We start from the raw sequence: 23129 nt of genomic DNA, 5'->3' as shown, positions 1-23129 counted from the left end.
CCGCGGGCCTCGTGGGCGCGTGCCGTCAGCGGGAGGCGGCCCGGCCGAGTGACGGGTCGGCGCCGACACGCCCGGTCGTCTCGGCGTCCAGTGACAGCACCAGGCGGCACTCACCGATCGCGTCGACCAGCAGCCGTAGCAGCAGCTCGTCAGCATCGGGCACGCACGCGTCGGAGATCCCCTTCACCGCGTTCGCCACGATGCTCGGCGCGGCGACGCGACGGAAGCGCTTGACCGACGGAGCGAGCTCATCGGTGAAGCGTCGGGCCCATTGCATGGCGTGCGGCGCCTGCTCGACCGCCCTGCGGCTGGCCTCGTGGGGACTCGACGTGTGGGGCTCGCCGAGGTGCTCCAGCACGCGCTCGCACGACAGCACGCCGACGGCCATGACGCGCTGCTGCTCGACGGCCACGACCGGCAGCGCCGTCCGCGCGCACAGCAACGCGATCCGAGCATCCACCCGGAGATCGTCGCCGGTCAGGCCGATCACCGAGGGGATCAGCGGAGCGAGGCGCTGGCGGCCCTCGTCGGACGTGTGATCGTTGACGCCGCGGGCGAGCGCTGCGAGCAACGGGTGGGTGCAGCTCGGGTGGTCGCTCCAGCGTTCGCCGGCGAGGTAGGACGCGAACTCCATGAAGCAGGCGCCCTTGCGTGCGTTCCGGTGCTTGCCGCGTGACAGGACCGGGACGTGCTCGGGTGGGTACGGGTGGGCGACCGACATCGTGGCTCCAACGCTCGTCGCGTGACACGTGGTCCCAGTGTGCGCCGCAATCGACGTCGTCGCCAGCCCCAGACGGGATCTGAGGTCATGATCGACGTTCCGGCGCCACTGACGGTCCGCGACCCCTTCCGCGGTCGTGCACGGGCATGCGACACTGCCCGTGATGGAGTCGACGCCGCGGGAGGACCTGCCCTACACCGACGACGACGTCGCGGTGGCCGCGGATCGGCTCCGCGGGATCTGCGCCGACCTGCCGGAGGTCACCGAGCGTCGCAGCCACGGCGCCATCACCTTCTTCGTCCGGGGCAGGCGGACCGTGGGCTACCTTACCGACGACCACCACGGCGACGGCCGGCTGGCGCTGGTGTGCGCTGCGCCGGACGGCGCGCAGGAGGACCTGATCCGCGAGGAGCCGGAGCGGTTCTTCCGCCCGCCCTACGTCGGGCACCGCGGCTGGATCGGCGTGCGGCTCGACGTCGACGTCGACTGGGAGGAGATCGCCGCGATCGTGGTCTCGTCGTACCGCTGCGTCGCGCCGAAGACGCTCGTCCGCGAGCTCGACGCGAGCGGCTGAGCCAGCCCCGCAGAGCCGCGAGGCTCGCGGCGCCGCCCGGCGGCGTCCAACGAAGCGACCGTCGTCGTTGGTCGGTGTGTCGCCGGGGTCGCGATACACGGTCCTCCGAGAGGCGGAGGTGACGGCCGTCGTGGTGCGCCATGTCCTGATGCGGCGACCTGCGCCGGACGGGTAGGCGCCGTCGCCGTCGATCCGCGCGATGCTGCGATCGCACCGCAGGTCGACGCCGTCGGCCAGCGCGTCGTAGAGCGCGTGCTCGAGGTCGCCGCGCATGAGGGTGAGCAGCCGGCCGGCTTGCATTCGCGCGAACAGGTCGTAGTCGATGTGGCTGACCTCGCGCCCGGCCGCGTCGACGCAGCTGACGCGGTCGACATGGTAGGCGACGTCGCGCAGGCGGGGGAGCAGCCCCATCCGCTCGGCCACGTCGTAGCCGGCGTCCCAGAAGTCGATCATGTACCCTCGTCGCGCAGGCGCACGGCCTGCTCGACGACGACGTCCCAGCCGGTGCGGTCGAGCCACCACGCCGTCGCCAGTCGGCGATCCCGGTGCCGCAGATCAGTGCTCTCACTCCGGTCCGCTCCCTTCGGGTCCAACGGTGGCAAGCGTCCGCAGGCCGTTGCGGAACGGCGTGACATCCAGGGACCGGTCGGCGGCGCGGTGCAGGGCCCAGCCATCGAGTGCGGCGGTGATGACCGCCGCTGTCGCGTCGGCGTCGCCGTCGTGCCCGCGGTGCCGCAGCCACGTCGCGAGCACGGTGCGCAGGTCGGCCAGCGACGCGGTCAGGGCGACCCGCAGGTCCGGGATCCGCGCGGCGGCCAGGGACGCCTCGGTCAGCAGCAGCCTCGCCGGGCCCCGATCGCCGACTGCGGCGGTCGTCGCGACGAGCACGTCGATCCCGGAGGCGATGTCTGGCGCGTCGGCCAGCACGTCGCGGACCTCGTCGACCAGACCGTCGGCGGCCCGCGTCGCGGCGACCACGAGCAGCGCCTCGACTGAGTCGAAGTGGTAGTGGACCAGCCCGGGCCGGACACCGGCCCGTGCCGCCACGCCCCTGGTGGTGACCGATCCCCAGCCCACCTCGGGGATGAGCTCGCACGCCGCGTCGATCAGCGCCGTGTTCACAGGCCTGCCCGAGCCTCTACCGGCCGCTTGAGCGGAGAGGTTGAAGCGCTCCGACGCGGGGCATCATCGGCGTTCCGACACGGAGGGGCGGGTGCAGAAGCTTCGAGCGTTGTTCCAGCAGCGCGTCGCCGGCGACGACGCGCTGCTGCGGCTCGCTCGGCTGCGGTTCGAACAGGCCGGTCTCGGCGCGGAGTTGCACGCCGATGACATCGACTCGCTCGAGCACGCGCTGAGGTACGCGCCGGATTGGATCGCGCCGCCGACCGTGCACCTGGACCGCGGGCTGGACCTGCTGTCACGCGAGGACCGGGCGAAGGTCGCCGCGTTCGTGCAGAACTTCGACGGCCGGGTGGCTGGCTTCGTGGTTCACGACACGAAGCACATGGCCGAGCGCACCGACGAGCTGGTCGCGGTCCTGCGTCGGTTCGACGCCGAGGTCGCGGGTTGCCGGCCGATGCTCTTCCTCGAGTACGCGGCCGGCCACGATCCGGCGTGGTTCGGCGATCTCGGGGCCAGGCTGGCCGACATCACGTCCGTCAGCCTGTGCGTCGACGTCGGTCATGTCGGCATCTACCAGGCCCACCGCGCGTTCGCCGCATCGTGCCCGGGCGTTCAAATCGCGCGCCTGCAGACCGACGACGAGCTGCTGGTGCGTCACGTCGATGACCTGCAGCGGGCGGTGGCAACGGCGTTGCCGACCGTCCTGACGATGACCCGGACCCTGTCACGGGCCGGCAAGCCGCTGCACTTCCACGTGCACGACGGCCACCCGCTGGTCGCCGGCGTGTCGGACCACATCAGCTTCCTCACGCGGGTGCCGCTGACGTTCGCCTACCAGGGGCGTCGTGCACTGGACACCATGTACGGGCCGGACGGCCTGCGGGCCATCGTGGACACGGCCGTTGCCGCCGCAGCACCGTCCGGGCGGCCGTCGTTCATGCTGGAGATCCACCAGGCCGAGGGCCGGCGTCCACTCGGCGACGCCGTGGACCTGTTCGCCCACTGGAGCGACCTCACGAACGCGGAGCGGACCAACCACTGGCTGGCGGTGCTCGCTGAGAACGCCCGGCTGTTCTGACGCGGCCATCGCGGTGCCGAGGACAGGTCGCGATCGAGCTGGCCAGTACCGTGTCGACCCACTGACCCGGCGAGTGGGTGCCACCTGGCAGGAGGACACCGTGACGATCGATGACAGCGCGGCCCGGTCGGTGGTGGTCATCGGTGTGGCCTCCTCGCCGTACCACGAGCTCCAGGAGTGCCCACCGGGTCCCCAGCGTGACGGGCCAGAAGTCCGCATATCCGTAGAACCGGAGTTCCGTGACGGTCTGCGCGGACTCGGCCGTCACGAGGCCGTCGATGTGCTCATGTGGTTCGACCGCGCGGGGGACTACGAGCTGGTCCAGACGTCGCGCACGCACCCGGAGTGGGGACCGATGGGCGTGTTCGGGCTGCGCAGTCCACACCGCCCGACGCCGATCGGCGTGTCTACCGTGGAGCTGATCCGCGTCGAGCCGGACGCAATCGTCGTGCGCGGGCTCGACTGCCTCGACCAGACGCCCATCATCGACATCAAGCCAGCCCTCTGACTGACGCACCCCCCGCCAGTCGACGGCTCGACAGGATCAGCGCTTCCGACACGTCAGGAGCATCCGTGAGCCCAGCACGGGCCACCCCGGGCGTCGGCAGCACCCTCGCGCTGCTGACCGACGGCTATGAGTTCATCACCAAGCGCTGTGAGCGCTTCCGCAGTGACGTCTTCCAGACCCGCACCCGCATGTGTGCGCCTGGGCCGGTGTCCCGCTGCCGGAACCACATGTGGCGACGCGCACCGCGGACTCGCGGCGATGATCGACTGCGGCGGGCAGCGCGGCTACCGCTACGTCCGTGGTCGGATCGGCCGCGGAGCGCGGCAACCGGTGGGCGCGGGGCCCCGTCCGCGATGTGCGCGCCGGGCGGCTGCTGGTCGACGACAACACCGCGCTGTGGCGGGTCGCGACGGACCGGGACTCGGACGGTGCGGTCCTTGATCGCTCGACTGCGGCGGTCGAGCTGCTCAACGCTCTGCCCGTCAACCACCGCTGCGCCGGTGAGTGGATGACCATCGCCCTGATGTGCCACGCCGTGCGCTTCCTGACCGGAACGATCGACTACGAGGTGCCGGCACAGGATCTGACCTGCGGCTGTCGCGGATGCCGGCGATCCTGCACAGCGACCTCGTGATCACGCAGGCGTCTGCGCGACGGACGCGGTCGACAGGGTCGGCGACGCGGGGCACGATGACCGGACTGGTTGCCGACCGCCGCGGAGGACGTGCATGGCCGAGTCGATCGACGCCGTGCTCCTCGACATCGACGGTGTGCTGGTCCTGTCGTGGGAGCCGATCGACGGTGCGGCCGAGGCGGTCACCGAGCTCCGGCGTGCCGGGTACCGCGTGCGGTTCCTGACCAACACGACCTCCCGGACGCGTGGATCGATCGCACGTGCGCTGCGCGCCGCGGAGATCGACGTCGACGACCACGAGATCGCCACGGCGACCAGCGCCACCGCGGCACACCTACGACACCGGCATCCCGGCCGACGGGTGCTGCTGCTCGACGACGGGCCGACCGACGACCTGGGCGACATCGACCTGGTCGACGTCGACGGGGATCCCGAGGTCGTCGTGCTCGGTGGCGCAGGGCCGCTCTTCACCTGGGAAGCTGTCAGCAGGCTGGCTGCACTGGTCGCCGAGGGCGTGCCGTTCGTGGCCATGCACGGCAGCGCGGTGTGGCAGACCTCCGAGGGTCTGCGCCTGGACACGGGCGCCTTTGCCGCGGCGATCGAGGCAGCGACCGGCATCGCGCCGACCGTGGTCGGCAAGCCCGCCCCGGTCATGTTCACCGACGCGCTGGCCGACCTCGGGTGTACGCCGCAGGCCGCCGCGATGGTGGGCGACGACGTCACCAGCGACGTCCTTGGCGCGCAGGCGGCCGGCCTGACCGGTGTGCTCGTGCGGACAGGCAAGTTCCGTCCCGAGCTGCTCGCGGCCGCTGGCGGTGATCCCGACCACGTCGTCGAATCGATCGTCGACGTGCCCGACCTGCTCGCCGGCATCCGTGACGCCTGACGTCCGCCCGACGGTGGCATCTGCCTGACAGGATGCAAGGTTCCGCTGACGCATGCGCTTGCGCGCGGGAGGCAATGGTCGATGTGCGAGAGGTGCGTCGGCAGCCGACGAGGCCGCGCGCTGTCCGCGAGCCGGACCGGAAGGAGTGCCCATGGCTGACGTCAACGTCAGCAACCAGCAGGAGACCGACGACGGCTTCCACTTCGACGTCACCGTCGAGGAGGCCGGACGCCGGTCGACCCACGTCGTGAGCTTGAGCCGGGCAGACTACGAGCGGTGGGGCTCCGAGGGCGTGAGTGCGGCGGCAGTCGCCCGGCGGTGTGTCGAGATCCTCCTCGACCGGGTGTCCCAGCGGGACCTGATGGACCGCTTCGACGTGCGGGAGGCCGTCCAGCTGTACCCCGCGTTCGAGATGGAGTTCCACCGTCGCTTCGGGTAGGCGATGGACTGGCTCACGGCGCCCGACCTGTGGCCGGCGCGCTGGCTGTTCACCCGGTCTCTCGGAGCCATCCACACCATCGCGTTCGTCAACGTGGTCCTGCAGTTCCGTCCGTTGCTGGGCGCCCGTGGACTGACGCCCGTGTCGCGCTACCTCGAGCATGTCGGGTTCCGCCGGCAGCCGAGCCTGTTCCACATGCATCACTCGGACCGGTTCGCGCTGGCGGTCGCCTGGGTCGGCGTTGCGTTGTCGGCGGCGTTGACCGTCGGGCTACCCCAGGCCGGTCCGGTGTGGCTGCACCTGGTCTGGTGGCTGGTGGTGTGGGCCCTGTACCTGTCGTTCGTCAACGTCGGCCAGATCTGGTACGGCTTCGGCTGGGAGTCCATCCTGCTCGAGGCGGGCTTCGTCGCCGCGTTCCTCGGCTCGGACCGGGTGGCTCCACCGCGCCTGGGCATCGTGCTGGTGTTGTGGCTGCTGTTCCGCGTCGAGGTCGGTGCGGGGCTGATCAAGCTGCGCGGTGACCGGTGCTGGCGCGACCTCACGTGCCTGGAGTACCACCACGAGACGCAGCCGCTGCCGGGGCCGTTCAGCTGGCACGCCCACCACCTGCCGCGCTGGTGGCACCGCGTGGAGGCTCTCGGCAACTACGTCGCGCAGCTGCTTGCGCCGTTCGCGCTGTTCCTGCCGCAGCCGACGGCGTCGGTGGCGGCGGCCGTGGTGATCGTCACGCAGGGATGGCTCGTGCTGACAGGCAACTTCGCGTGGCTCAACGTCCTGACGATGGTGCTCGCGACGGTCACGTTGGCCGACGGCTGGCTCGCGTGGCTCCCTGTCGACCCGACGGTGGTGGCGGACCCGCCCTCGTCGTGGTTCACCGGCCTCGTGATCGCCGTCGCGGCCGTCACCCTCGTCATGAGCTTCTGGCCGGTGCGCAACATGCTGTCGCGGTCCCAGGTGATGAACACCCGCTACAACCCGCTGCACCTCGTCGGCACCTACGGCGCGTTCGGCGGCATCACGCGACAGCGCTACGAACTCGTCGTGGAGGGCACGATCGACGAGGAGCCGGGACCCGACAGCGAGTGGCGCCCCTACGCCTTCCGCGCCAAGCCGGGCGACCCCCAGCGCCGACCGCCCCAGATCGCGCCCTACCACCTGCGCCTGGACTGGCTGATGTGGTTCGCAGCGATGTCGCCGGTCGTGTCACACCACTGGGTGTTCACCCTGCTGCTTCGGCTGCTCGAGGCGGATCCGCACGTGCTGGGGCTGCTGCGCCGCAGCCCGTTCCCCGACCGTCCGCCGGCAGCGGTGCGCGTCCTGCGCTACCGCTACCACTTCACGACCCCGGCGCAGCGACGGGAGACCGGCGCCTGGTGGGTCCGCCGTCGCGTTGGTGAGCCGGTGCCGCCGATCCGGTTGGGCGATGACGGCCAGCTCCTACGTACGTACCTGTAGACTCGGGCCATGGCTGGAGGCCCCGGGGAGGGCGCATCCCTCGAACGTGGCCTGGGGTTCCCGGAGGCCGTGACGATCAGCCTCGGCGCGATGATCGGCAGCGGCATCTTCGTGCTGCCGGGTCTGGCCGCCGAGGCCGCGGGCGAGCGTTGTGGAACGAGCTGACGATCCGGCGGTTCGACTTCGCGAGGCGGCCGGCGCCGCCGACATGGTCGTCGTCGGCGCCACCGAGCAGCGCCAGCACCCGGACGTGGAGTTCACCGGCCTCGTCCAGCGGCTCGTGACAGAAACCCAACGCCACTGCTCGTCGTGCACCCATCGGATTCGCACCGTCACAGCTACCTCGGGCGGTTTCTCGAGCGCAGGCTGTATGGCCCCCAGGTGGGTGGTCGTGGTGTGCGCTGATCGCAACGACATGTGGACGTCGTCAGCCGACGACGCAGGCGGTCACACGTCCTCGGTGGCCTCGACGTGCGTCACCGGGACAGGGAAGGTGCGGTCGGTGCGGGCTACCAGGTCCATCCGCAGCCACCGCGACGCCCCTCTGGGCAGGGTCGACAGGATGATCTCGTCGCACGGGACCCTGCGCATCGCATCTCGCATGGCGTCGAGCGGACGTTCGTCGCCCACCTGGCCCTCGACCTCGACGCCGAGCTCACGGAAGCGCTCGATGGCCTCGTCGAGTCGCTTCCTGGCGATCTCATACGCCTCGCTCTCGGTGTGGGTCCACCCTTCGCCCCGCACGTTGGCCGGTACGACCAGGTGGAGGCGACAGGGACCCTGTGCGACGCGACGCCGCAGCTCCTCCAGCAGCTTCGTGCCTCCGAGCGTCTGGTTGGCGACGACGAGGTAGTCCTTCATGCTTCACTCCCACGCTCAGCGTAGCCCCGACGCACGGCGATGAACAGGGGGAGGACAACGTCGTCGTGTTCGCCGAGCTGGCGACTGACGTCGGGTCGCGGCGGGTCACGTCCGTGGTTGCACGCCGCCGTGGAACACGCTCGCGTCGGGCTGCACGGCCGACGCGGGGACGACCTCCTTGCCGAACGGCACGAGGGCGAGCCAGACCATCTTGAAGCTCGCGATCGCGAGCGGGATCCCGACGATCGTCAGGCACAGCAGCAGGCCCGCCACGACGTGGGCCAGGGCCAGCTCCCAGCCGGTCAGGATCAGCCAGAGCACGTTGCCGATGATGGCCAGTGGTCCGTAGCCCGTATCGGTGGTCACGACGACGCGCCCGAACGGCCACAACGCGTACCCGGCGAGCTTGAACGCCTGGATGCCGAACGGGATGCCGATGATCGTCACGAAGTTCACGATGCCCGCGACGACGTAGGCCAGCGCCACCCACCAGCCGGCGAGCACCAGCCACAGGAGGTTGCCCAGGAGTGCCATCGCCACGATGGTACGCACGGATCCACGGGCCGGCACGGCCGCCAGCAGGCGTGGATCGTCACCGGCGCAGGGCGATCCACCTGTGAATTGCTCAGAGAATCTGTGGATTGCGGGCGGCTTCTGTGGAAATCAGCGAGCGCACCTGTGGACGGGCATGTGCACAAGCCGGCGTTTGCTGTGGATTCTGCAGGTCAGCGGCATTGTGGATAAGTCCATCTGTCGGATCAGCGGCGATTTGCGCAGAAGTGTCGCGATGGTCACACTGATCAATTATGAACGTGTCACTGTTGATACGTCGCAGCGGCGGCCGATCGCGAAATCGGCGTCATGTTGCGGCGTTCGACGACTGCTCTTGATCCGGTAATCAAGGAGCATGGGAAGGTACATACCGATGAGGGGCCATCAGCTTGAGAGAGTAAGTAGATGAAACGCTTCCGGCGGCGCGCAACGAAGAAGCAGGACGTAATCATCTCATTACGTCGTTGCATAACCCCCAAGTGCAAGAACGCAACCCCCAGCTTCTATTGTGACGAATGCTGGGACCGATATCAGATGGCGAGAAGGACCGCGTAGGACGTCTGCTGTCCTCCGCCTGTCAGGGCTCGGTGAAGCGTCCAGCCGCCCCCGGGTACCGCGATGTCGATGGCCTGTCGGACGGCCCTTGTGCCGTTACATTCGCGCCAGGACGACTCCGCGAGCGCCCCACGCCTCGACCCTGACAGGAGAGGGATGATGGCCAGCGACTGGTTCGAGACCGTGCTCGAGGCGCGACGGCGAGCCAGGCGGAGGCTTCCGCGGTCGGTGTACATGGCTCTGGTCGCGGGGTCGGAGCAGGGCACGACGTTACGCGACAACCTGCGGGCGTTCAGCGAGATCGAACTCGCCCCCCACATCGTGGATCTGCCCGCGGCGCGCGATCAGTCCACCACCGTCATGGGGCAGCCGTGGTCGATGCCGGTGATGATCTCGCCCACAGGCGTGCAGGCCGTGCATCCCGAAGGCGAGGTGGCCGTCGCGCGCGCGGCCGCGAACCGCGGCGTCCCGATTGGACTCGGCGCCTTCGGCAGCAGGCCGGTCGAGGAGGTCGTCGAGGCCAATCCGCAGACCTTCTTCCAGACCTACTGGTCGGGATCGAGGGACGACATCGCCTACCGGGTCGAGCGTGCGCGCCGGGCCGGCGCCGTGGGCCTGATCGTCACCCTGGACTGGTCGTTCTCGCACGCCCGCGACTGGGGCAGTCCTGCCATCCCGTCGGAGATGAACGTGCGGACCATGCTGCGGTACGCGCCGGAGGTGATCCTGGGCGGTAAGTTCCGCTACCTGATGGACTACGCGAGGACGCTGCACCCGCCGGCGCTCACCGTGCCGAACATGCAGGTGCCTGGTCAGCCCGAGCCGACGTTCTTCGGCGCGTACGGGGAGTGGATGCAGACGCCGCAGCCGACGTGGGACGACATCCGATGGCTCGGCGAGCAGTGGGGCGGACCGTTCATGGTCAAGGGCATCATGCGGTTCGACGACGCCAAGGCCGCGGTCGACGCAGGTGCGACGGCCATCTCGGTTTCCAACCACGGTGGCAACAACCTCGACGGCACTCCCGCGTCGCTGCGGGCCCTGCCCGCGATCGTCGACGCGGTCGGCCACGACGTGGAGGTGCTCATGGACGGTGGCATCCGGCGAGGCAGCGACGTCCTGAAGGCCCTCGCGATGGGAGCGAAGGCGGTGCTCATCGGCCGGGCGTACCTGTGGGGCATTGCGGCCAACGGCCAGGCCGGGGTCGAGAACGTGCTGGACATCCTGCGCAACGGCCTCGATTCCGCCCTGATGGGTCTGCGGCGGTCGTCGATCCACGAGCTGTCCAGGGAGGACCTCGTCATCCCGCCGGACTTCGTCCGCAGCCTCGGCGGTCCACGTGGGCACCTGCGGGGGACCTCTGCGTTGCACGAACGGTCCACCTGATCACGGCGCGCTGACGCTCGTCCTCACGACGACGCAGCCAGATCCCGCACGCCGCTGAGCCGTCGCTCCAGATCCGCGAGTCGCTGCAGGCGGTCGACGAGCAGCGCGAGCATCCGCTGCGCCGCGGCGATGATCCGCAGCTCACCCGGCAGCAGCTCGTGGCCGGCGCGCCCCACGACGAACAGCACGCCGAGCGGTGTGCGGTCCGACAGCATCGGCAGGGTGACGGCCTGACCGCCCCGGGGTCGCGAAACGACGCCGGTGGCGTCGACCATGCGCAGCCGGCTGGTACCCAGTGCGCTGACCACCGCGTCTGGGGGTGCGGTGGACAGCAGCCTGTCCGCCTGCCAGCGGGGGATGCCGAAGCCCGCGCAGTAGGCGAGCCGGTCGTGGTCCAGCAGGTACACGCCGGCACAGGTGGCGTCGACCAGCTGGACGAGCTCGCGCAGTGCGATGCGCAGGTCGGTGGCCACGCGTTCGCGGCCGGGACCGGCGCCGGGCCGGTGCGCTACGGGGTCGTCGGACGACGCCGACCCGCCGTGCGTGGCGAGGTAGCGCTCGAGCTCCTCACGGGCGAACCGGCGGTGGCCGCCCGGGGTTCGCCCGGCCGTGATGAGGCCCGCCTCCTCCGCGGCCAGCAGTGTGGACCGGCTGATGCCGAGAACGTGGCACGCGTCCGAGATGCGCAGGTGGTCTCTCCGGGACATGCGGCGTCACGCGCGACCGGCGGCCGGCTGCGTGACGCCGTCGCCGGATTCGGCCCGGTGTCTGTGCACGTGATTCACCGGACAGTCTGGTGACACGAGAACTTCATCGGGATTCGTCTTGAACTGAGTTGCGGCCACGGAATTGGTGGGATTCGATGCACCATACTCCTGAGGAGCTGATCGATTCCAGGTGGTTCTGCCACCCCAGAACTCGATCGGTTGGGAGGGAGGTGAACGATGCCGGGAGCCGACGGCGTGGCACCCGACCGGACGGGGCGGGTCGCGCTGGTGACCGGCGCCGCACGCGGGCAGGGCCGCTCGCACTGCCTGGCGATGGCGGCGGCGGGAGCCGACGTGGCGGCGCTGGACATCTGCGCTGACCTGGACGTGCCGAGCTACCACCTGGGCACCCGCGCAGAGCTCGACGAGACCGTCGCCGGCGTCGAGCAGCTGGACCGGCGGGCCGTCCCGCTGGTGGCCGACGTCCGCGCCGCCGACCAGGTGGCCGCGGCCGTCGCGGCCACCGTCGACGCGCTCGGGCGCATCGACATCGTGGTGAACAATGCCGCCGTCGTCACCAGCGCGCCGTTCTGGGAGCTGACGGAGGCGCAGTGGCAGGCGGTGATCGACATCGATCTCGGCGGGGTCTGGCGGGTCGCGAAGGCCGCGGCACCCCATGTGCGGATGTTCGATCGAGGGCGCATCGTCAACATCGCGTCGACCGCGGGCCAGCGGGCGGTGGGTGACTTCGCGCACTACGTCGCCGCCAAGCACGGCGTGATCGGTCTGACACGGGCCATGGCGATCGAGCTGGCGCCCGACGGCGTCACCGTCAACGCGCTGCTGCCCGGCACGGTCCAGTCGCCGATGCTCGACGGCCTCGCCGACGAGCTCGGGCTGACCGCCGCGGACGTCCATCGCCGGTTCCTGCACCACCAGCTGTTCGAGACCGTGATCCAGCCATCGGAGGTGACCGGCGCGCTGCTGTGGCTGCTCGGCGATACGGCCTGCGGTGTCACGGGCCACTGCCTGGCGGTCGACGGCGGGTCGCTGGCCCACTGATGACCATCCACGACCGAGGAGGGTGACCGATCCCCGACCACAGCCGACGCCCACGAAGGACAGCGAACACCAGCAGGAGGCAGCAATGGGACAGTTCGACGGCAGGACCGTCTTCATCACGGCGGGTGCGAGGGGTCAGGGTCGATCGCATGCGCTCGCGTTCGCGCGGGAGGGCGCCGACGTGGCGTTCTGTGACGTCGCCGCGCAGCTCGGGTCAGTGCCGTACGCGGTGTCGTCGATGGCCGTGAAGATGGGCTTCGCCAACGTCGGCCACTACGTCGCCTCCAAGTGGGGCGTCATCGGACTGGTCAAGTCGACCGCGCAGGGGGTCGCCGCCTCCGGCATCACGGTCAACGCCGTCTGCCCGACGGGTGTCAACACCGCGATGATCAAGAACGACGCCGCCTACCGGCTCTTCTCTGCCCGACCTCGAGAACCCCACGGAGGAGGACGCGGCGCCGATCTTCCAGTCGCTCAACGCGATCCCCATCCCGTGGGTCGAGCCGGAGGACATCTCCGCGGCCATGGTCTTCCTGTGCTGGAAGGGCGCCCGGTACATCACCGGCGAGTCGATCGCCGTGGCCGCGGGCCAGAACGCAACCAACGCCGCCTGAGCGCACGGACGAAGGAGCGAAGCCATGGCAGGGCTGTTGGAAGGGAAGGTCGGTCTGGCGTGAACGCTGGCCCATGAGCTCGCGCCGTACCACATCCGCGTGAACACGGTGCACCCGACCGCGGTGAACACGCCGATGGTGGTCACGAGGCAACGCAGGCGTGGCTCGAGGAGCACGAGGGCGCCGAGATGAACATCGAGAACCTGCTGCCGGTCGAGATGCTCGAGGCCATCGACATCTCGAACACGATCGTCTGGCTGGCATCCGACCAGACCCGCTATGTGACGGGTGTCGCGTTGCCCGTCGATGCCGGCTTCACCCAGAAATGACCACGGCGAAGGAGGCTGCGCAATGGCAGGACGAGTCGAAGGCAAGGTCGCACTGATCACCGGTGCCGCACGGGGGCAGGGCCGCTCCCATGCGGTCCGGCTGGCCGAGGAGGGCGCCGACATCATCGCGCTCGACGTGTGCGAGGACATCGAGACGTCGGTGATCCCACTGGCGTCCGAGGACGATCTGGCGGAGACGGCGAAGCTGGTCGAGGATCTCGACCGGCGCATCATGGCCCGCAAGGCCGACGTGCGGGACCTCGCCGCCCTGGAGTCGGTTGTTCAGGAGGGCGTGAGCGAGTTCGGTCGCATGGACATCGTCAGCGCGAACGCCGGGATCGCGGGGTTCGGACCGGCGCACGAGCTCACCGAACAGCAGTGGGAGGAGATGCTGGCCGTCAACATCACCGGCGTGTGGAAGACGTGCCGGGCGGTCATGCCGGCGATGATCGAGGCCGGCAACGGTGGCTCGATCATCCTCACGAGCTCCACGGCCGGTCTGATGGGTCTCGCCAACACGGCCCACTACACGGCTGCAAAGCACGGCGTCGTTGGTCTCATGCGGACGTTGGCCAACGAGCTCGCGCCGCACATGATCCGTGTGAACAGCGTGCACCCGACCGCGGTTGCGACGGACATGATCCACAACGAGGCAACCTACGGGCTGTTCCGGCCGGACCTGGAGCATCCGACGCTCGATGACGCGAAGGACGCGTTCATGACGCTGAACATGCTCCCGATTCCCTGGGTGGAGGCGCGGGACATCTCCAACGCGGTGCTGTGGCTCGCATCCGACGAGGCACGGTACGTGACCGGCGTCGCGCTGCCGGTCGACGCCGGGTCCACGCAGAGGTGAGGGTCGCCGACGCGGTGCCGGGCCACCGTCAGCCGCACCGCACGGCGCCTGCGAACGGAGCCTGGATGGACGAGAACGGGTCGTTGCGGTCCCGACGCGGCCGGGTCGCGGTCTGGTGGGTCGTGGTGGTGAGTTGGATCTGATCCTGGCGGCGGTGGCTGCGGGTCGTGATCTGTTGCTGGAGGGGCCGCCGGGGACGTCGAAGTCGACGATCCTGCGTGGGATCACGGCGTCGTGGGGGATCCCGTTCGTGATGGTGGAGGGCAACGCCGATCTGACGCCTGCGAAGCTGATCGGTCATCACAACCCGGCGCGTGTGCTGCGTGAGGACTACAGCGCGGACAACTTCGTAGCGGGGCCGTTGGTCGCGGCGATGCGTGATGGGGGGTTCCTGTACATCGAGGAGTTCAACCGGGCGCCGGAGGACACGCTCGACGCGTTGTTGACGGCGATGGCCGAGCGTGAGGTGGTGGTGCCGCGGGTGGGGCGGATCGCCGCGGCTGACAGCTTCCGGTTGGTGGCGTCGATGAACCCGTTCGACAACGTGGGGACGACGCGGATCTCGGCGAGCATCTATGACCGGTTGTGTCGTCTGGCGATCGGCTACCAGGATGCGGGGGAGGAGGCTGACATCGTCGCGTTGCGGACGTCGTCGGGGGATCGGCGGTTGATCGATGATGCGGTCGCGTTGGCGCGTGCGACGCGGTCGCATCCGGCGGTGCGGTTGGGGTCGAGTGTCCGTGGTGCGATCGATCTGGTGCTCGTGGTGGAGCGGTTGCTGGAGTTGCGTGGCGAACCGGAGGACGATCGTGTCCGTGCTGATCTGATCCTGGAGGCGGCGCTGCTGGCGTTGTCGGGTCGGGTCACCTCGACGAGATCACCGAGGCCACACCCGAACAGATCATCACCGAGATCTGGGAGGACCACTTCGTGCTCCACCCGGCGCGCGCCGCGCCCGGCCACATCGCCCTCGACGCCGACAACCCGATCCAACACCGGCTCCCGCCCGGCGAGCGCCCGACACGGCAGGCCCGCCGACCCCTGACGCGCAAGCCGAAGCAGCTCGACGCGGTGCCGGACCTGTACCGCTCCACAGCCGATGGCGGGCTGGTGCTCATGGGCAACGGTCGCGGTCCGTCCACGCCCGCGAGACCGACGGACGCCGTAGGTAGCCCGCGTGGCGCGCCGACCGGCGAGCACGGTGAGACGGTGCAGCTCGAGGACCTGATCGAAGGGCACGCGATCGACCCGGTGGTGTCGGCGATGGTCCAGCGGATCGCCGGTCGCCTGTCGGTGCGCCGGCGGCCGCGCGACCGCGTCACCAGACCCGGGCAGGGCCGGATCATGACGGCCCCTTACCGGTACAGCTCCGACGACATCGACCTGGACCGCACACTGGAGGTGCTGACCGAGCGTCCCGTGCCCGAGGACACCGACGTCCTGGTGCGTGAGCGCATGCAGACCCGGCGCGCAGTCACCCTGATCGGCGACGTGTCCGGGTCGATGCGTGGGGAGAAGGCGCGCATCGCCGCCGCCGCCATCGGGGCGCTGGCCGTGACCTCATCGACGACGAGCTCGGGGTGGTCGCGTTCTGGAAGGACGCGGCCCTGGTCAAGCCCATCGACACGCATCGCGGTGGAGAGGTCGTGCTGCGCGACCTGCTGCGCATCCCAGCCCGTGGGCTGACCAACGTCGCGTTCGGTCTTGAGAGCGGCCTGCGCGAGCTGCGCCGCGCCCGCGCCCGCACACGCATCGGCATCTGCTGTCCGACGCGGTGCACAACGCGGGACCCCGACCCGCGGGACGTCGCGCCGGGATTCGAGCGCCTCCACGTGCTGCTCGAGACAGACGGCGAGCACGACGAGCAGCTTGCCCGCGAGCTCGCGCCGGGCGGCCACGGGGAGGTCGCGCCGATTGCGAACTACACGCAGGTGCCTGCCGCCCTCAACCACCTGCTCGGCGCCTGAACCCACGGCGGACCGGTGGTCCGTCCACTGTCGCAATCTGGCACGCCGACCGGTCGCGGCACGAGCGTGCGGTCGACGCCGACCGGAGGCGACGCGACCGCGGCCGTCGCGCCAGGGTGACGGCACCCGTCGATCCGGACCTGCTGGCGGATCGTCGAGAGGAGCAGCACGTGCTGACCCGGCGCAGCCTCCCACCACATGCTCGACGCAACGACGCGCATCTACCCGGCGCTGGTGCCCATCCGTCCCGTCGACCCGGCATCGGGGGACCAGCGCCGCCCGTGGCGCGTGCTCGAGGCGTGGACGAAGCCGTTCCTGACAGCCTTCTCCGACTCCGACCCGATCACCGCCGGCGCAGAGACCGTGTTCCAGTCACGGATCCCCGGCGCTCCGGGCAAGGGGTACGTGACGATCGAGAGGGCCGGGCACAACCTGCAGGAGGACGCCGGCGCACAGTTCGCCGAGCACATCGGACTCCGTCACGCCGCATTGACGCGCCCTGTGCGGGTGGAGCCGTCCGCCAGCGCCGGACGGTCCCCTTGGGTGTGGCAGGTGGTGCCGGGTGGCCGGCGTCAGCTGCCACGCGGGGTGGGTGTGGCAGGTGTTGCCGGGTGGCCGGGGTCGGCTGCCACGCACACGGGGAGGGACGCGATCACGTTGGGACGCTCGAGGTGGGCGACCGGAAACGCCATCGACCCGAAACATGGCTGAAACACCCGACTCCTATGGTCGCCGCCGACGCGTTCGCCAACGTCGGTGCCTACGACCGGAGGGTGGTCATGGCTGCAGGTGACGTCGCATGGGTCCTGGCCTCGTCAGCGCTGGTCCTGTTCATGACGCCGGGGCTCGCGCTCTTCTACGGCGGGATGGACCGCAGCCGCAACGTCCTGAACATGATGATGATGAACTTCTGGTGCCTGCTGATCGTCCCACTCGTGTGGGCGATCGTGGGCTTCTCGCTGGCCTACAGCGGCAGTGGCGCGTTCATCGGTAACCTCGACTGGGCGTTCCTGCGCGGGATGGGCATCTCGGGTCAGGACGGCGGCACGACCCTCGCGGCAGTCGCGTTCCTCGGCATGTTCGCGGTGATCACACCCGCCCTGATCTCGGGGGCGGTCGCCGACCGCATGAAGTTCTCGGCGTGGGCGACGTTCGTTCCGGCATGGCTGCTGCTGGTCTACTGCCCGGTGTCGTTCTGGGTCTACGGCGGCGTCTGGGGGGACGGGCTCACCGGGTGGCTCGGCGTCCGGGGATCGCTGGACTTCGCCGGAGGCACGGTGATCCACGTCAACGCGGGCATCGCGGCGCTCGCGGCCGCACTGGTGCTCGGCCGGCGAAGGGGATGGCCGCGCGAGGGCCACCCGCCCCACAGCATGCCGCTGGTGATGCTGGGCGCGGGCATCCTGTGGTTCGGCTGGTTCGGCTTCAACGCGGGTTCGGCGTTCGCGGGGAACGGTGTGGCGATCCAGGCGTTCGTGAACACCTTCCTGGCCGCCGCGGCCGCCGGCCTCGCATGGGCGGTCGTCGAGCGCGTCCGTGACGGGCACTTCACGAACCTGGGCACCGCCTCGGGCATCGTCGCGGGTCTTGTCGCGATCACCCCGGGTGCCGGCTTCGTGGCCGGCATGTCACCGATCGTCATCGGCCTGATCGCCGGTGTCGCCTGCTGCTACGCGGTCGGCGTCAAGTTCAGGGCGGGGGTCGACGACAGCCTCGATGTCGTCGGCGTCCACTTCGTCGGCGGGCTCGTCGGCTCATTGCTGATCGGGCTCTTCGCCGACCCGGAGTTCTTCGGCGGAGAGTTCGGCCGCGGGCTGCTGCTCGGCGGCGGCGTGGACCTGCTGGTGGAGCAGGTGCTGGCCAACGCGGTCACGATCGTCTACTCGTTCGTGGTCACCTTCGCGATCGTGAAGGTGCTCGCTGTCACGCTGGGCGTCCGTGTGGCCTCCGACACCGAGGACACCGGCCTGGACCTGGCCGAGCACGGCGAGACCGCCTACACGACCGGCGACGCGCTGCTGGGCACGACATCGGGCGGTGACCTCGCCACGCCGACCGGCGTCGCGGCACCCGCCGTGACCGACGTGCGGGCCCCAATCGACCGAGGCTAGGCGTAGCGTCGCCGGCCGGCGGCGACTCCGGGTCCGCGGTGGCGTTCGTGTCGTGGGCCGCTGGCATGCTGGCGGCATGGCGACCGACAACCATCGGGTGGCACGGCTGCTCTACGAGCTGGGCGCCCTGAGCGAGCGGCTCGACGACCGCTCGCGCCGCTTCCGGGCGAACGCCTACCGGCGCGCGGCCGACACGGTCGCCAGCACCGACGAGGCCGTGCTGGGGATGACCGTCGAGGAGCTGACGGCGTTGCCCGGCGTCGGAGCGGGCACGGCCGCTCGCATCGACGAGCTCCGCCGCACCGGCACGATCGCGCGGCTCGACGAGCTCCGGGCGCTGGACCCGTACGGCGCGGAGGAGCTGCTGCGCGTGCCCGGGCTCGGTCCCCGCACGGTGGCCAGGTTGCGCGACGCGTTGGACGTACACGACGTCGCCGGACTGCGGGCTGCGCTCGACGCGCAGCGCGTGCGGACGGTCCGCGGTCTCGGGCCGGCGACCGAGCGGCGGTTGCGGGAGGCACTGCGTGACCTAGCCCTCGACCTCGACGCAGTCGAGGACAGGTTGCCGATCGTCGACGCGGTCGGGCATGCCGCGCGTCTGACCCGCATGGTCCGCCGGCTGGAGGGCGTGGTGTCGGTATCGTGGGCCGGCGACCTGGGGCGACTGTCCGACACCGTGGGCACGATCGACCTGGTCGCTGCGGCTGCGTTGCCCGCGACGGTGCTGCGGGCCGCCACCGCCATGCCCGCGGTGCGCGACGCGGCGGTCGACGAGCGGTCCGCGGTCACCCTGCGCACCTTCGAGGGGCCGGGCGTCCGGCTGACCGTCGTGCCACCCGGCCGGCTCGGACCCGCGTCGATCCACGCGACCTGCGCTGCTGACCACTGGCGCCAGCTCACGGACCGTGCCGCCACGCGAGCGCAGCGGCTGACGCCCGACAGCCTGATCGCGCCGGACGGGGAGGTGATCGACAGCCCGGACGCGGATGCGGTCTACCGGGCGCTCGCCCTCCAGCCCGTGCCGCCCGAGCAGCGCGACGGCACCGACGAGATCGCGCTCGCCCGCGAGGGCCGCCTGGCGCGGTGCGCGGCGGTCGGTGAGCTGCGTGGCGACCTGCACGACCACACCGACTGGTCGGGCGACGGCAGGATGACGCTGCGCCAGCTGCTGGACGCTGCGGTCGCGCGGGGCTGGGAGTACGTCGCGGTGACCGACCACGCCGAGGACCTGCGCATCAACGGCCTGGACCGCGACGCGGTGCGACGCCAGCGCGACGAGATCCGATCGCTGCGTGGCGCCTATGACGGGCTGGCGGTGCTGCACGGTGCCGAACTGAACATCGGCGCCGACGGGTCGGTCGACTACGACCCGGCGTTCGTGGCCCGCTACGACTGGACGGTCGCCAGCGTCCACTCCCACTTCGACCTCGACGTGCCCACACAGACCGCCAGGGTGGTCGCGGCCATCCGCAACCCGGCGGTGCACGCCATCGGGCACCTGACCGGGCGGCGCATCGGGCGGCGACCGGGGATCACGCTGGACGTCGACGCAGTGCTCGACGCCTGCGTCGAGACCGGCACTGCGCTCGAGGTCAACTGCCATCTCGACCGCCTCGACGCGCCCGCCGACATCCTGCGCGAGGCCGCGGACCGCGGTGTCCTGGTCGTGATCTCGAGCGACGCCCACCGGCTGGGTGACCTCGACAACCACCGCTGGGGCGTGCGTTTGGCCCGCCGTGGCCGGGTGCCGCGCGAGCAGGTCGCGAACACGTGGCCCGTCGAGCGCTTCCTGGAGTGGACGCGGTCATCCTGATCGGGGTGTCAGCGTCGTGCGACGGTGCCCGTACCCCCGAGGGTCGGTACTTGGCGAGCGTCCGGACCGCACGCTCATCGACCGCGCCTGCTCCGCCCGGACAGCGGGCGCACGGCCGGCGGACCGGGCGGACGCATTCCCGCCCCGGTCCACCGGCTTCCGGGTCACGGCGTGAGCAGACCGTCGAGCGCGGACTGCACCAGCGCAGCGCGTTCGGCGTCGGTCGACAGCTGCTCGAGGCCGAAGCCGAGCAGCAGCGTGTCCTCCGTGGACGTACCGGCGTACAGGGTCAGCAGCTGTGGCCCGATCTGCCAGTTGCCCTGGTTCGCGGGGCTCCCGGCGGGCGGGCCGCCGACGGTCCACTCGCTGGTCGCGCCCTCGAAGCCGTCCGCGGACACGACCTGGCCATCCACGACCACCTGGGTGTCGTCGACGAACGCGCCGATCCCGGCGGCAGCAGGGTCGGTCACGTACGAGATCGACACCTCGACCTGACTCCCGGCGTACGCCGAGAGGTCGACCGCGACCTCCTGCCAGCCGCCGCTGGAACCGGTGAAGGAGTTCCAGGTCCCCCCGTTCGGGCCGGGCTGCGTGCAGTCGGCGCCACCGAGGTAGTTACCGAGGAACGGGTGCAGGGTCAGTAGGAACCCGCCTGCGACGCACTCGGCGGGCGGGTCCGTGCTCGTGCCTGCGTTCAGGTCGGGCAGCGTCGTCCAGTCGTCCTGGCCGACCGTGTGCGCTTCGACGATCACGTGGTCGTACGCGGTTTCCACGCTGTAGGACAGCTGGAACTGCAGCTGTGCTGACGCCCCGCTCGGCACGTCGATCGTCCTGGCCAGGCGCATGTAGGACGCGTCCTGGTGCAGCGCGCCAGCGTAGTTCTCGCCCTCCACCGGTCCGAACGGGCTGGCACCAGTGGCCGACACGTACTCGGCCGCACCCTGGCTGGCGAACTGCGGGAACTCCGACGGCGGCAGCACGTCGCTGGTCGGGACGAACACCCCTGCCTCGTCGATCGGGTTGTCCGCCACCGCGGGACCACCGAAGGTGCCGGACGACCCGTCGATCGGCTCGGCGATCCCCTGGAATCCCTGCGCGTCGCCGGTGCTGGTCCGGGTGTAGCCGCCCTGCCAGTACTGCCGGAAGTCGTCCGCAAGGATCAGGCAGTCTTCAAAGAAGCCGGGGACCGACTCGACGACGCATTCCTCCTCCGGGGCCCCGTCGAGGCCGTAGTAGAGCCCACCGACGACGTCGCTGATGCCCACGAACCCCTCGTACTGCGCCGTCTCCGCCGCTTGGACCAGCTTGCCGCCTGCGTTGAGGTAGTCGCGGACCGCCATCGTCAGGTACTGCTGCTCCTCGGCCACCGACAGGTCCGGCAGCTGCCCGAACGGCGTGTTGGTCAGGAGATCCTCAGGATCCTGCGTGACCCTGTTGTCGCCCTGGTACCAGAGCACGGCATCGTAGTGGGACAGCACGCCGAGGTCGTGGGGGACGCCCTGGGCGTCGGTGTCCCACACGTCGGCGTCGTACCCCGCTGCCTCGACGGCGGCGACATGCGCCTCGTCGTACTTCGGCTCAGTCACGCCGTCCGGGTAGTCGGGGTTCACGCCGGTGTAGTCCTCATTGGCGACGACCAACACCTCCGCGCCGGTGTTCTGCTCCAGCGTGTAGGTGAAGCGCTCGCTCTCGACCGGCCCGGCACCCGGCTTGACGCCGGTGAACCACACCTCGACCTGGTCCCCGGCACCAGCGCCACTGACGTCGGCTCGGAACTCGGCGTAGTAGCGGTCGTTGGCGTCGCCGTAGCGCTCACCCCCTTGCCACTCCTCGACCCGCACCGACCGCGCGGCACCGCCGCTGATGCGGTAGCGCAGCCGGACGTCCTCCAGGTCGCGCCTGGCGACGACGGCCACGGTCTGCGGGTCGCCGTAGGACACGCCGAAGGGGTCGACACGGAAGTCCTCGGCGGTCCGCCCGACCACCGACACCGGGTCGGCGGGATCCTCGGCCGATTCCGCCACGGCCAGTGCGAAGGGGATGTTCTTTTCGAACTCATCCTGGACGAGCTCCTCGTCGTCGGGGAAGTTGAACACGCTCGCGCAGGCCGCCGGCTCCCACTCATCGTTCGGGTCCGCGGCGGACACGGTCTGGCAGGTCGACATCTCGGGGGTGAAGCCAAGGACGCCGTACGCGGCCTGCATGTGCTCGGTCGTCTCGCCGTTGGTGGTGTACAGCTCGGCGGAGATGTCGGGGTCGTAGCCCGGGACGGCCGGGGTCTCGTCGTCACCCGCGAGCGTCTCGTAGATCACGTCGTCGGGCGTCGGCGTCGCGACCTGCCATCCGACGCCGTAGAGCAGCAGCTCGGCGGCGGAGTGGTAATTGACGAGGAACTCGGGTCGCAGCCGCCCCATGAAGCTGTCGAGGGCCTGTGTCTCGGGCTCCGAGCCGGGCGATGGTCCGCGGTAGGTCTCGCTGCCCGCCTGCGGCGACGAGCCCTCGTTGTCATAGCCCCACCGTGTCGGGAAGTTCCGGTTGGGGTCGACGCCGTCACCGGGTGTGATCTGCCCGTCCCCGTTGTTGTCGCGCAGGTTCTTGCGCCACAGCCGCTGGCCCGGCTCGAACGTCCAGTCGTAGCCGTCGGGGTTGGCCACGACGATGAACCACATCTCGGTCGTGTCCACCAGCTCGGTGATCTGCGAATCGGTGCCGTAGTTGTCGACGACATGGTGCAGCAGCCGCCGCACCATCTCCGGGGTGATCCACTCCCGCGCGTGCTGGGCTGCGACATAGACCGTCGCCGGCTTCTGACCGTCGTGGATGGCACGCGCGTTCTTCGTGATCCGGACCGCCTGGATGTCCGTTCCGTTGGTCGATTGCCCGATGGTGACGAGCTTGG

The 23129-nt window shown here is 70.3% G+C and carries 23 protein-coding genes and 1 pseudogene; 18 read left to right on the top strand and 6 right to left on the bottom strand.

Annotation, left to right across the window (positions count from 1 at the left end):
- Positions 1–25: 25 nt before the first annotated feature.
- Positions 26–721, bottom strand: coding sequence for a hypothetical protein (locus tag VK923_07150; GenBank protein ID HSJ44439.1), 696 nt, complete (start codon positions 719–721; stop codon positions 26–28).
- Positions 722–884: 163 nt separating this feature from the next.
- On the opposite strand from VK923_07150, the gene VK923_07145 reads away from it, so the two are divergent.
- Complete coding sequence (locus VK923_07145; GenBank protein HSJ44438.1) at positions 885–1295, top strand: MmcQ/YjbR family DNA-binding protein; 411 nt, start codon at positions 885–887, stop codon at positions 1293–1295.
- A 564-nt stretch (positions 1296–1859) separates the two neighbouring features.
- On the opposite strand, the gene VK923_07140 is transcribed toward VK923_07145, so the two are convergent.
- On the bottom strand, positions 1860–2417 hold the full coding sequence (locus VK923_07140; protein ID HSJ44437.1) for a TetR/AcrR family transcriptional regulator: 558 nt from the start codon (positions 2415–2417) through the stop codon (positions 1860–1862).
- 91 nt (positions 2418–2508) lie between these two features.
- On the opposite strand from VK923_07140, the gene VK923_07135 reads away from it, so the two are divergent.
- The 7 genes and pseudogenes from VK923_07135 to VK923_07105 all read left to right on the top strand — a co-directional run bounded on the left by VK923_07135 (position 2509) and on the right by VK923_07105 (position 7582).
- Positions 2509–3495: a hypothetical protein gene (locus VK923_07135; GenBank protein HSJ44436.1), complete on the top strand. Its 987-nt coding sequence runs from the start codon at positions 2509–2511 to the stop codon at positions 3493–3495.
- Positions 3496–3595: 100 nt separating this feature from the next.
- The gene (locus VK923_07130; protein HSJ44435.1) at positions 3596–4003 is read left to right on the top strand and encodes an SAM-dependent methyltransferase; all 408 of its coding nucleotides are present in this window, start codon (positions 3596–3598) and stop codon (positions 4001–4003) included.
- Positions 4004–4301: 298 nt separating this feature from the next.
- Positions 4302–4637 carry a hypothetical protein gene (locus VK923_07125; protein HSJ44434.1) on the top strand — a complete coding sequence of 112 codons (336 nt, stop codon included), beginning with the start codon at positions 4302–4304 and terminating at the stop codon, positions 4635–4637.
- Between the two features lie 82 nt (positions 4638–4719).
- Positions 4720–5523, top strand: a pseudogene (locus tag VK923_07120) (TIGR01458 family HAD-type hydrolase).
- A 151-nt stretch (positions 5524–5674) separates the two neighbouring features.
- Entirely contained in the window at positions 5675–5962 is a 288-nt protein-coding gene (locus VK923_07115; GenBank protein HSJ44433.1) for a hypothetical protein, read from the top strand.
- A 3-nt stretch (positions 5963–5965) separates the two neighbouring features.
- The gene (locus VK923_07110) at positions 5966–7417 is read left to right on the top strand and encodes a lipase maturation factor family protein (protein ID HSJ44432.1); all 1452 of its coding nucleotides are present in this window, start codon (positions 5966–5968) and stop codon (positions 7415–7417) included.
- A gap of 9 nt (positions 7418–7426) precedes the next feature.
- The gene (locus VK923_07105; GenBank protein HSJ44431.1) at positions 7427–7582 is read left to right on the top strand and encodes a hypothetical protein; all 156 of its coding nucleotides are present in this window, start codon (positions 7427–7429) and stop codon (positions 7580–7582) included.
- Positions 7583–7864: 282 nt separating this feature from the next.
- Here VK923_07105 and VK923_07100 read toward each other — a convergent pair whose 3' ends face one another.
- On the bottom strand, positions 7865–8278 hold the full coding sequence (locus VK923_07100) for a hypothetical protein (protein ID HSJ44430.1): 414 nt from the start codon (positions 8276–8278) through the stop codon (positions 7865–7867).
- A 105-nt stretch (positions 8279–8383) separates the two neighbouring features.
- Positions 8384–8830, bottom strand: a complete 447-nt coding sequence (locus tag VK923_07095; protein ID HSJ44429.1) for a YccF domain-containing protein — start codon at positions 8828–8830, stop codon at positions 8384–8386.
- Positions 8831–9544: 714 nt separating this feature from the next.
- Here VK923_07095 and mftD point away from each other — a divergent pair.
- Complete coding sequence (mftD, locus tag VK923_07090) at positions 9545–10771, top strand: pre-mycofactocin synthase MftD (GenBank protein ID HSJ44428.1); 1227 nt, start codon at positions 9545–9547, stop codon at positions 10769–10771.
- A gap of 23 nt (positions 10772–10794) precedes the next feature.
- Here mftD and VK923_07085 read toward each other — a convergent pair whose 3' ends face one another.
- Complete coding sequence (locus tag VK923_07085; protein HSJ44427.1) at positions 10795–11478, bottom strand: helix-turn-helix domain-containing protein; 684 nt, start codon at positions 11476–11478, stop codon at positions 10795–10797.
- Between the two features lie 237 nt (positions 11479–11715).
- On the opposite strand from VK923_07085, the gene VK923_07080 reads away from it, so the two are divergent.
- The 9 genes from VK923_07080 (at position 11716) to VK923_07040 (ending at position 20230) form a co-directional block, all read left to right on the top strand.
- On the top strand, positions 11716–12540 hold the full coding sequence (locus VK923_07080; GenBank protein ID HSJ44426.1) for an SDR family oxidoreductase: 825 nt from the start codon (positions 11716–11718) through the stop codon (positions 12538–12540).
- A gap of 802 nt (positions 12541–13342) precedes the next feature.
- A complete protein-coding gene (locus tag VK923_07075) occupies positions 13343–13483 on the top strand; it encodes an SDR family oxidoreductase (protein ID HSJ44425.1) in 141 nt (46 codons plus the stop codon).
- Between the two features lie 22 nt (positions 13484–13505).
- Positions 13506–14339: a mycofactocin-coupled SDR family oxidoreductase gene (locus VK923_07070; protein ID HSJ44424.1), complete on the top strand. Its 834-nt coding sequence runs from the start codon at positions 13506–13508 to the stop codon at positions 14337–14339.
- Between the two features lie 133 nt (positions 14340–14472).
- Positions 14473–15384, top strand: coding sequence for a MoxR family ATPase (locus VK923_07065; protein ID HSJ44423.1), 912 nt, complete (start codon positions 14473–14475; stop codon positions 15382–15384).
- Positions 15270–16025: a hypothetical protein gene (locus VK923_07060; GenBank protein HSJ44422.1), complete on the top strand. Its 756-nt coding sequence runs from the start codon at positions 15270–15272 to the stop codon at positions 16023–16025. The genes VK923_07065 and VK923_07060 overlap by 115 nt, the downstream gene beginning before the upstream one ends.
- Complete coding sequence (locus tag VK923_07055; GenBank protein HSJ44421.1) at positions 15986–16306, top strand: hypothetical protein; 321 nt, start codon at positions 15986–15988, stop codon at positions 16304–16306. The genes VK923_07060 and VK923_07055 overlap by 40 nt, the downstream gene beginning before the upstream one ends.
- A gap of 198 nt (positions 16307–16504) precedes the next feature.
- Positions 16505–17017, top strand: coding sequence for a hypothetical protein (locus VK923_07050; protein ID HSJ44420.1), 513 nt, complete (start codon positions 16505–16507; stop codon positions 17015–17017).
- A 14-nt stretch (positions 17018–17031) separates the two neighbouring features.
- The gene (locus VK923_07045; GenBank protein HSJ44419.1) at positions 17032–18417 is read left to right on the top strand and encodes an ammonium transporter; all 1386 of its coding nucleotides are present in this window, start codon (positions 17032–17034) and stop codon (positions 18415–18417) included.
- 76 nt (positions 18418–18493) lie between these two features.
- The gene (locus tag VK923_07040) at positions 18494–20230 is read left to right on the top strand and encodes a helix-hairpin-helix domain-containing protein (protein HSJ44418.1); all 1737 of its coding nucleotides are present in this window, start codon (positions 18494–18496) and stop codon (positions 20228–20230) included.
- Positions 20231–20394: 164 nt separating this feature from the next.
- Here VK923_07040 and VK923_07035 read toward each other — a convergent pair.
- The coding region (locus tag VK923_07035) for a M14 family zinc carboxypeptidase (protein ID HSJ44417.1) at positions 20395–23129 on the bottom strand (2735 nt) is incomplete at its 5' end.

The organism is Euzebyales bacterium, assembly GCA_035461305.1.
Lineage (GTDB): Bacteria > Actinomycetota > Nitriliruptoria > Euzebyales > JAHELV01 > JAHELV01.
The sequence above is the reverse complement of the archived record's forward strand: the minus strand, read 5'-3'. Positions and strand labels throughout refer to the sequence as shown.

Bases quoted from the DNA above. Each gene is read 5' to 3' on its own strand.
- VK923_07150 (HSJ44439.1), bottom strand. From the start codon at position 721: ATGTCGGTCGCCCACCCGTACCCACCCGAGCACGTCCCGGTCCTGTCA.
- VK923_07145 (HSJ44438.1), top strand. From the start codon at position 885: ATGGAGTCGACGCCGCGGGAGGACCTGCCCTACACCGACGACGACGTC.
- VK923_07115 (HSJ44433.1), top strand. From the start codon at position 5,675: ATGGCTGACGTCAACGTCAGCAACCAGCAGGAGACCGACGACGGCTTC.
- VK923_07110 (HSJ44432.1), top strand. From the start codon at position 5,966: ATGGACTGGCTCACGGCGCCCGACCTGTGGCCGGCGCGCTGGCTGTTC.
- VK923_07105 (HSJ44431.1), top strand. From the start codon at position 7,427: ATGGCTGGAGGCCCCGGGGAGGGCGCATCCCTCGAACGTGGCCTGGGG.
- VK923_07100 (HSJ44430.1), bottom strand. From the start codon at position 8,278: ATGAAGGACTACCTCGTCGTCGCCAACCAGACGCTCGGAGGCACGAAG.
- mftD (HSJ44428.1), top strand. From the start codon at position 9,545: ATGGCCAGCGACTGGTTCGAGACCGTGCTCGAGGCGCGACGGCGAGCC.
- VK923_07085 (HSJ44427.1), bottom strand. From the start codon at position 11,478: ATGTCCCGGAGAGACCACCTGCGCATCTCGGACGCGTGCCACGTTCTC.
- VK923_07080 (HSJ44426.1), top strand. From the start codon at position 11,716: ATGCCGGGAGCCGACGGCGTGGCACCCGACCGGACGGGGCGGGTCGCG.
- VK923_07075 (HSJ44425.1), top strand. From the start codon at position 13,343: ATGAACATCGAGAACCTGCTGCCGGTCGAGATGCTCGAGGCCATCGAC.
- VK923_07070 (HSJ44424.1), top strand. From the start codon at position 13,506: ATGGCAGGACGAGTCGAAGGCAAGGTCGCACTGATCACCGGTGCCGCA.
- VK923_07050 (HSJ44420.1), top strand. From the start codon at position 16,505: ATGCTCGACGCAACGACGCGCATCTACCCGGCGCTGGTGCCCATCCGT.
- VK923_07045 (HSJ44419.1), top strand. From the start codon at position 17,032: ATGGTCGCCGCCGACGCGTTCGCCAACGTCGGTGCCTACGACCGGAGG.
- VK923_07040 (HSJ44418.1), top strand. From the start codon at position 18,494: ATGGCGACCGACAACCATCGGGTGGCACGGCTGCTCTACGAGCTGGGC.